Raw genomic sequence first — 8,791 nt, forward strand, 5'->3', positions numbered from 1 at the left:
AATGGCAGCGGTTGGTGCACACATTGTCATCGCCCGGCCAATTGTCGAGGTCTACGACTTTGTGACCGACCTTCGCAACGATCCGACTTGGTGGAGCGGGATTTCCCGAAGCGTCCGGGTGGCCGGCGAGGGCGGGGTCGGGACGCGGTACCAGCTGGAAGCAAGGCTGCTCGGAGTCTCCCTGCCAACACAGATCGACGTCATCGAAGCCGAACGGCCGCACCGGATGACTATCAAGGCCGAAGGCAAGCTGCCCTACGTGGCCCGCTACACGCTGGCCCCGGCGGGCAACGGCACCCGCTTCGCCATCTACGCCGAGATCGAACAGTCACCGTGGCGTCAGCTGGCGCCGGTGCTCTCGATGGTGATGCGGCACCATATGCGAAGCCTAAATCGCGTACTCACCAATTGATTCGGCGTGCGGGTGGGAGTACATGCGTTCGTGGAAACGCACCAGCCGCTCGATGACTGCGCTGGCCCGCCGGTCGCCCAGCCGGTTGTCCAGCTCGGCCAGCCCGCGCGCCAGGCATTCGCTGTGGTACGCATACATTCCCGCGTAGTAGTTAAGGCTCTCCGCGAACGCCGTCCACGCCTCGGCCATGGTCGCCGCTCGCCGCGGATGCCAAAGGGCCACATTGCTTTCCGTGTTGCGCACGTCCTTCTGCAGCCGGCTGAACATCACTTCGTCGTTGCTGGCCAAGGCTTGGAACAGGTCGCCCGAGTCGTCCAGTCGCCGCAGCTGCGCCGCTTGCTGGACCGGGGCGAGCTGAAGCAACCGGGTGCCGATGTCATTTTGCAGCCGTACCAGGAGCGAGGCGTCGGTCAGCACCTCCGACAGCGAGCCATCGCTGACCGCAGCCGGGTAAGCCTTGGCGGGCTTGAGCTTTTCCAGCAACATCCCGAGGAAGTAGGCCAGCGTCGGCCCGACCAGGATCGTCTGCGCGCCCAGGGCGCCCAGCTCCAGACGGGAAAGGTGCTCGGCGAAGAGCGTGCGCTCGACCGACCGGTACCGGTCGGTGAGACCCTGACGCAGCAACCCTTCCGTGGCCGTGCCGTCCAAGGCGCCAGCCAGTTCGCGGCAGACCTCGACGTTGGCCACCAGCGAGGGCCAGACGCCGAACTCGAGCTCCCCCGGGTTCGGCACCGGCCGGCCCTGCGAGCTGAGATGGTGCGCATAGTCCCGCGCGAATTCCGCGTGCTTGGTGGCGACAAGGCTCTGGCTGAACATGGAGGCGGATTGCGCGGCCTGTTGCGCATAGCCCGCCAGCAGCAGGATCGCCGGGGTACTGCGGCCGGGGACCAAAGCCTCGATCATCGCGCGGTTCACGGAGCTGACCAGCGCGCGGCGCTGTGCGGCGGCCTCGTCAAGCGCCGGGCCGCCGAGCCCGAGTGCCAGGTTGTCGGAAATGACTTCCAGGACCTGGTACGCGTTCATCCTTCCGGTGAGCAGAAGCAACGCGGGCCAGTCGTCATCCTCGAACAGTCCGCTGAGCACGGTGGTGTTCAAGTTGATCAGCTGGAGCACCCCGGTCGCCTGTAGGAACTCTCTCTGGCGCGGGTTCCGCGCCGAGAAAGCCCAGGTGACATAGTCGCGGTAGGGGCAAGCGGGCATGTGCTGCCCGATCGCCTCGATCAGCGCCGCGCACGTAGCCATGAGCAGCTGCGCACCGCGCCGGTTGGTTGTCATGCGGCGAGGCTAACCTCCTAATGGGAGGGTCGTCGCTCCGGCATGCCTGTGCTTGCGGCCGGGCTGACCTCGTCGTCGAAATCCAGCCCGCCTTCGAGCAGGGCCTTGACTTCCGACTCTCGGAACCGGCGGTGGCCGCCGGGCGTACGAATGCTGCCGATCCGTCCAGCCGCTGCCCACCTGGTCACCGTCTTAGGGTCTACCCGGAACAGCGCGGCCACCTCGCCGGGCGTAAGCAGGCGATCTCCCGTGTCCACGCTAACCCTCCTCGTTCTGTTGGTCCAATTAGAGCACCGCTGGCGCTAGTCGTCCCAAAAACATTGATTTGTACTATTCCGTTGTCTCGGCCGGTATGATTGCGAACCTCACTCGTATATTGCACCGAAATGAGGTCGCTCATGCCCCACTCCGGCGAACTGGGCAGTTCAAACCAGCCCTTCGGTGGGTAAGGTCACGTTCTGTGGACGCTATTGACCGCAGTTTGATCGATTTGCTCAGGCGAAGCGCCCGCCTTTCCTACGCGGAACTCGCCCGCCAGGTCGGCCTTTCTGCGCCGGCGGTGCATGAACGGGTGGGCAAGCTGGAAGCGGCTGGTGTCATACGTGGGTACCACGCCGACGTGGAGCCGCATGCGATCCAGCTCGGCGTCACGGCGATCATCGGGCTGGTGGTCAACGCCAACGACGACCTGCTCGACCTGCTGCGGGAGATGCCTGAGGTGGAGTCGTGCTACTTCATGGCCGGCGAGGAGTCCTACCTTCTCAAAGTCCGAGTGGCGACCATAGATGAGCTTGAACATGTCATCGTCTCCATGTCTCACCTTCCCGGGGTCAGCCGCACGCGCACCATGGTCGCCCTGTCCACCAAGTGGGAGGGCCGCCCCCGGCCACTGAACTGACCAGCAAGTACCGTCTTGGGCATGGAGCAGCTGGACCGATGTTGTGACGACGACCGCGCCTGGGTCACCGAGGCCATCGCGAAGGTGAGCGCGGACGCCAACCGCAGCGCCGACACCCATCTGCTACCTTTCCCGCTGCCCCGCGATTGGGGCATCGAGCTCTACCTCAAGGACGAGTCCGTCCACCCCACCGGTTCCCTCAAACACCGGCTCGCGCGCTCGCTGTTTCTGCACGCGCTCTGCAACGGCTGGATCGGTGCCGGGACCACGGTTGTCGAGGCCTCCTCGGGCTCCACAGCCGTGTCGGAGGCCTACTTCGCCAACATGCTCGGCCTGCCCTTTGTCGCGGTGATGCCCGCTTCCACCAGCAAGGAAAAGTGCGAGCTGATCGAGTTCCACGGCGCCGAACTGCACCTGGTCGACGATCCGGCCAAGGTGGTGAGCGCGGCGATAGAGGTTGCGGCGCAACGCGGTGGCCACTTCATGGACCAGTTCACCTATGCCGAGCGGGCCACCGACTGGCGCGGTAACAACAACATCGCCGAGTCGATCTTCCAGCAGATGGCTCTCGAGCGGCACCCGATTCCGGAGTGGATCGTCATCGGGGCGGGCACCGGCGGCACCTCGGCCACGATCGGCCGCTATGTGCGCTACCAGCGTTATCGCACCAAAATCTGTGTGGTGGACCCGGAAAATTCGGCCTTCTATCCCGCCTATGCCGCGGGCGACCCGTCGATCGTGACCGGCCTCGGATCACGAATCGAGGGCATCGGCCGGCCCAAGGTGGAAGCGTCGTTCCTGCCGTCCATTGTGGACAGAATGCTTCGAGTACCGGACGCAGCCTCCCTGGCCACCATGCGCATCGCGTCAGGCGTCCTCGGCCGCCGCATCGGCGGATCGACCGGCACCAACCTTTGGGGCGCCTTCAGCTTGATCGCCCAAATGCGCGCTCAAGGCGCGACCGGATCCGTGGTCACCCTGCTCTGCGATGGCGGCGAGCGCTACGCCAACACCTATTACAGCGACACCTGGATAGCCAATCAGGGCCTGGACCTGACCGCCGCCACCCAAACCGTGCAGAACTTCCTCACCACCGGCACCTGGCACCCCTAACGCACCAAAAAGGCCGCTACCACGCAGGGTGGTAGCGGCCTTGCTGTGAGCTTATGGATCAGGAGGCGCGGTCGCGCCGCCCAGCGCTGGCCGCACGGCCCGCGTCGCCGCGCCACTCGCGCCCGGCCCCGTTGGCACCGAACTCGCGTCGCGACCCGCTGAACTCCCGGCGAGCCCCGCCCGAGCCGTTGCCGAACTCGCGCTTTGCCCCGTCGGCGCCAAACTCGCGTCGAGCCCCGCCCGAGCCAGCCCCTGCGCCGAACTCGCGGCGCGCCCCGCCCGAACCGGCCCCGAACTCGTGACGGTTGCCCTGGCCACGGCCCTCACGGCGATCGCCGCCTGCGGAACCGTTGCCGAATTCGCGACGCGACCCGCGACCTGCGAAGTCGCGCTGGCCGCCGTCACGACGGCCTCGGAAACCTCCGCCGCCCGACCGCTGCCTGTCCTCGCGACGCGGCTCGTCGACGACCGGTGTGCCGGAAGGCTCGCGGGCGCCGGTGAGCTCGATCAGCTTGGGGTCGGCGAGGCGCACCCGGTGCTCGCCCGGAGCGGACACACCGGCCTTGAGCATCATCGACAGGGTAGATCGGCGCTGCTTGGGCAGCACCAGGGTCGCCACGGCGCCCGACTCGCCCGCGCGAGCCGTGCGGCCCGCTCGGTGCAGGTAGTCCTTGGAGTCCTTGGGCGGATCGATGTGCACGACCAGCGAAACGTTGTCCACGTGGATGCCGCGGGCGGCGACGTCGGTCGCGACAAGGACGGGCGTGCGGCCCTCCTTGAAGTCCTCGAGCGTCCTGGTGCGCACCCGCTGGGTCTTGCCGCCGTGCAGGCCACCGGCCCGCACGCCGACCTCGCGCAGCTGCTCCACCAGACGGTCAACGGCCATCTGGGTGCGGGCGAACATGATCGTGCGCCCTTCCCGGTTGGCGATCGAGGCCGCCACCTTGAACTTCTCCTGCGGCGGGATGAGCAGCAGCAGGTGATCCATGGTGGTGACGGAGGCCATCGCGGGAGCGGTGGAATGGGTGACCGGATCGGTCATGAAGCGCTTGACGAGCTGGTCGACGTCGCCGTCGAGGGTCGCCGAGAAGAGCAGGCGCTGAGCCCCGGCCGGGGTCTGCGCGAGCAGCTGGGTGACCTCGGGCAGGAAGCCCATGTCAGCCATCTGGTCGGCCTCGTCGAGCACGGTGATCTCGATCTCTTCTAGCGAGCAGGTGCCCCGCTCGATGAGGTCGCCGAGCCGGCCCGGCGTGGCGACCAGCAGGTCCATGCCGCGCTGCAGGCCTTGGATCTGACGGTCGTAGGGAACCCCGCCGACAGCTGTGCCGAGGAACAGGTCGACCGCGCGGGCCAGGGGGCGCAGCGCGTCGGCCACCTGCATGGCCAGCTCACGGGTGGGGACAAGGATGAGGGCACGCGGGTTGTGCGGGCGGGCCGGCTTGCCTTCGGCGAGCCTGGCCAGCACCGCGAGCCCGAAGGCGAGCGTCTTGCCGGAGCCGGTCTGGCCCCGTCCCAGGACGTCCCGGCCCTTCAGCGCGTCGGGAAGGGTCGCAGTCTGGATCTCGAACGGCTCGGTGATCCCCTCGCGGGTCAGCACACGCACCAACTGGCGCGGCACGCCGAGCAGGGCGAAGCCCTCTCCGCGCGGCTTGGCCGGAGCAACAGCCACCTCGACCGGGGCGGCTACGACAGCTTTGGGGGCGTCGATGTCGATTTCGAAGACTGAGGGAAGTTGGGCAGGGTCGAACGGCATAGCATTGCTGGTGGTCAAAATGAACCTCTCGAGTGGGGCGCATCCCCGCGCCGGCGGCGGCTCTTCTTAGCCATCCGCTACTTCACCCGCAGGAACGCTGGAGGGAGCGCATGATCGCTCCCAAACAACTTCACCAGTGTACGGGTAGGGCTACCGATTTAGGACGTGGATGTCGTCGTCGTCACTGGCGGGGTGGTCGGGGGCACTTCCACCGGCACCGGCACGGGCACCGCATCGTAGACCCGGACAGCGAAATCCACCTGTGAACCGGTGCCGAGGTTGACCCGGGAGATCTTGACGAAATCGCCCGCCTTCGGCGCGTGCACGACCTTGTTGTCGCCCAGGTAAATCATCACGTGGTGGATCGTGCGCGGGTCCTTGGGGTCGCGCGCGTAGAAGAGCAGATCGCCCGGAAGCAGGGCATCCAGCTGGACCTGCTTGTCCTTGTAGGCAGCGAACTGGTCCTTGGAGACACGGGGAAGCAGCCTTCCGGTCTGCCTGTACGAGGTCTGCACCAACCCGGAGCAGTCGAATTTGCTCGGGCCTTCCTCAGCGAACTGGTAGGGCTTGCCCAGCTGCTCAAGCGCGAAAAGCACGGCTTTGCGGGCGTCGGGATGGGCCAGCAGACCCTGGTTGCTCTGGCCGGCCGTGTAGTCGGAGCGCAGCTTCTCGGTTTCGCGCTCAATGCGCAGCTCTTCCTCGGTCTTGAGGGTTTCGAGCCGCTGCTGCAGGAGGAGCAGCGCCGCGTCGCGCTGGGCGAGGGTGGTGATCACCGAGGTCAGCTCGGTCGAGGCGACCTTCTCCGCCTCGGTCTTCTCGACCAGGCTGGCACGTGCCTTGGCCTCTGCGTCGGTCGCCCGCTGCAACTCGAACGCGGCCGACTCGCCGACCGGCTTGGCCGACTGTTGCGGGGAAAGCTGCTGCAGGTCGCGCAGGATCGAGTCGCCCTGAAGCGGGGCCGGCAGCTGACCGGCGGTGCGGTAGGCCTCGGTCGCCGCTTGCGCCGCGTTTTGCTTGGCCACCTGCAGCTTCTCGTCGGTCTGCCGCCACTCGTGATCTGCCCAGGCCAGGGAAAGCCGCGCGTCCTCGTGCACCTGGGAAAGCTCGTTGATCTGCTCCGCGAGCACCTGGGTCTCGACGATCGCCGCGTCGACCTGTGCTGTCAGAAAGCTGATCGGCTCGGTGGGCAGAGTCGGCGGCATGGCCAGACGACCCGTCGGAAGCAATGGCACCGAAACTGCCTGAGGCCGGGCTCCGGCATCGGGAACCGCGGTGATTTTCGCGCCTGGTGGCGGCGCAGCCTGCGCCGGAACCGTGATTCCGCCAACAATTAGGGCGGTGAGCACGACGGTTCCAACTTTTTCCCTGCGTGACGCCATTGTCTAACCCGTCCTCCCCTGACATGCCCCCAACAGTCCTACGTAGGCTAGCGGACATGGACAAAGGCGTGAAGCGTGAGCTTGAGGAGAAGGTCTATGCGGGAGAGCGTCTTTCCCGCGCTGACGGCGAGGCGCTCTATGCCAGCGATGACCTCGCTTGGCTAGGGCGATTGGCCCACCACGTACGCACGGAGAAGAACGGCAACCGGGTGATGTTCAACGTCAACCGGCACCTCAATCTCACCAACGTCTGCTCTGCGAGCTGCGCTTACTGTTCTTTTCAGCGCAAGCCGGGAGAGAAGGACGCCTATACGATGCGCGTCGAGCAGGCGGTCGCCAAAGCCCTTGAGATGCAAGACGAACAGCTGACCGAGCTGCATATCGTCAATGGACTGCACCCGACGTTGCCGTGGCGCTACTACCCCCGTGTGCTGCGCGAACTCAAGCAGGCGCTGCCAAATGTCAAATTGAAGGCATTTACCGCGACCGAGGTTCAGTGGTTCGAAAAAATTTCTGGCCTGTCCGCCGACGAGATCCTCGACGAGCTGATGGACGCGGGCCTGGAGTCGCTGACCGGTGGCGGTGCGGAGATTTTCGACTGGGAGGTCCGGCAGCACATTGTGGACCATGCCTGCCACTGGGAGGACTGGTCGCGGATTCACCGCCTGGCCCACCAGAAGGGGTTGCGCACTCCATCGACGATGCTCTACGGCCACATCGAGGAGCCGCGGCATCGGGTCGATCACGTGTTGCGCCTGCGTGAGCTGCAGGACGAGACCGGCGGCTTCACTGTCTTCATCCCACTGCGCTACCAGCACGACTTCCACGACAGCGCCGACGGCAAGATTCGCAACCGCATCCAGGCCGAGACCACGATGGCCGCGCCGGCCGAGTCGCTCAAGACCTTCGCCGTGTCACGGCTGATGCTCGACAATTTCGATCACGTCAAGTGCTTCTGGGTGATGCACGGCCTGTCAGTGGCGCAACTCTCACTCAACTTCGGTGTGGACGATCTGGACGGCTCGGTGGTCGAATACAAGATCACCCACGACGCCGATTCCTATGGCACCCCGAACACGATGCACCGTGACGACCTGCTCGACCTGATCTGGGACGCCGGTTTCACGCCGGTCGAGCGGGACACCCGCTATCAGGTCGTTCGCGAATACGGCCCCCCGCCGACCCTGGCCGACCGCCGTCGCGAACCGCAGCAGGTGTGGGCCTGACACCCGTGGCAGTTACGCGTATCAATCGGCTGACCGACCTGCTCGCCCAGGTTCTCGCCGGCTTCCTGATCAGTGTGGCCGGCGTGCTCGTCATGGACGGTTTCTTCGCCCTGCTCGGCCTCGGCCCCTTCGGCGATCTCAACGGCTGGCTTTCGCTGATCTTCCCGATCATCATCTTCTCCGGCCAGTTCGCCGCCGCGAAAGGCGAGCCCGGCCGACTCCCGGTGACCATCATCGGCACCCTGGTCGGCATGGGCCTGGGCTTCATAGCGGCAGGCGCCGCCTCACGCCTGCCGCCCAATCGGCTCCGGCGCCGTCGGCGCCCTGGTGGCCACAGTGGTCTTCGCCACCATCTGGCACCTAGGCCTGGCCATGGCCGCCCGACCCCGCAACCCCCATTAGCCATAAACCCCCATATACGCCGCCCCGTCGTGGTCCCTCGCCGCATGCTCCCGCGCGGCACATCCCTGCGTGCTCGCCCACCCTCGACGGCTCCGCCGCCGACCCACACGCCCTAGATCATCCCCAAACTCTCCCAGGCACGACCGCTCTTCGCAGGTACCTACATCTCTGCATCAGCCAGGTCATGCAGAGATGTAGCTACTCGCCAACACCCATGCCCCTCCCAGCCGCCGACGGCGCTCGCATCCCTTCCTCGAAATCGCGATGATCCCCCGCACACCCCACGCGGGCGCGGGGTGCGGGGCGCGGTGCAGCCGCGCGGTGCAGTCGTGA

Annotated in this window: 9 protein-coding genes; 5 read left to right on the forward strand and 4 right to left on the reverse strand. The window is 66.2% G+C overall.

Annotated features, from left to right (window positions below; all coding sequences use genetic code 11):
• The first annotated feature begins 1 nt into the window (after position 1).
• Positions 2-412 (forward strand): SRPBCC family protein, encoded by a 411-nt coding sequence (locus tag Rhe02_RS37125; protein WP_203913147.1) that lies wholly within the window; start codon positions 2-4, stop codon positions 410-412.
• Here Rhe02_RS37125 and Rhe02_RS37130 read toward each other — a convergent pair.
• Entirely contained in the window at positions 389-1,687 is a 1,299-nt protein-coding gene (locus tag Rhe02_RS37130) for a hypothetical protein (protein ID WP_203913148.1), read from the reverse strand. The two genes, Rhe02_RS37125 and Rhe02_RS37130, sit on opposite strands and share 24 nt — an antisense overlap.
• 17 nt (positions 1,688-1,704) lie before the next feature.
• Positions 1,705-1,944: a BldC family transcriptional regulator gene (locus tag Rhe02_RS37135; protein WP_203913149.1), complete on the reverse strand. Its 240-nt coding sequence runs from the start codon at positions 1,942-1,944 to the stop codon at positions 1,705-1,707.
• 203 nt (positions 1,945-2,147) lie between these two features.
• Between Rhe02_RS37135 and Rhe02_RS37140 the strand changes: the two genes are divergently transcribed.
• Positions 2,148-2,585: an Lrp/AsnC family transcriptional regulator gene (locus Rhe02_RS37140; RefSeq protein ID WP_203913150.1), complete on the forward strand. Its 438-nt coding sequence runs from the start codon at positions 2,148-2,150 to the stop codon at positions 2,583-2,585.
• A 21-nt stretch (positions 2,586-2,606) separates the two neighbouring features.
• On the forward strand, positions 2,607-3,698 hold the full coding sequence (gene cds1 / locus Rhe02_RS37145) for an L-cysteine desulfhydrase Cds1 (RefSeq protein ID WP_203913151.1): 1,092 nt from the start codon (positions 2,607-2,609) through the stop codon (positions 3,696-3,698).
• A gap of 58 nt (positions 3,699-3,756) precedes the next feature.
• Here cds1 and Rhe02_RS37150 read toward each other — a convergent pair whose 3' ends face one another.
• Both Rhe02_RS37150 and Rhe02_RS37155 read right to left on the reverse strand, forming a co-directional pair.
• Entirely contained in the window at positions 3,757-5,451 is a 1,695-nt protein-coding gene (locus tag Rhe02_RS37150) for a DEAD/DEAH box helicase (protein ID WP_203913152.1), read from the reverse strand.
• 158 nt (positions 5,452-5,609) lie between these two features.
• Positions 5,610-6,683 (reverse strand): C40 family peptidase, encoded by a 1,074-nt coding sequence (locus tag Rhe02_RS37155; RefSeq protein WP_203913153.1) that lies wholly within the window; start codon positions 6,681-6,683, stop codon positions 5,610-5,612.
• 203 nt (positions 6,684-6,886) lie between these two features.
• Between Rhe02_RS37155 and mqnE the strand changes: the two genes are divergently transcribed.
• Both mqnE and Rhe02_RS37165 read left to right on the forward strand, forming a co-directional pair.
• Positions 6,887-8,056 (forward strand): aminofutalosine synthase MqnE, encoded by a 1,170-nt coding sequence (gene mqnE / locus Rhe02_RS37160; RefSeq protein WP_203913154.1) that lies wholly within the window; start codon positions 6,887-6,889, stop codon positions 8,054-8,056.
• A 5-nt stretch (positions 8,057-8,061) separates the two neighbouring features.
• Positions 8,062-8,574, forward strand: coding sequence for a hypothetical protein (locus tag Rhe02_RS37165; protein WP_203913155.1), 513 nt, complete (start codon positions 8,062-8,064; stop codon positions 8,572-8,574).
• The last annotated feature ends 217 nt before the right edge of the window (positions 8,575-8,791 follow it).

The organism is Rhizocola hellebori, from assembly GCF_016862955.1.
Classification (GTDB): Bacteria; Actinomycetota; Actinomycetes; order Mycobacteriales; family Micromonosporaceae; genus Rhizocola; species Rhizocola hellebori.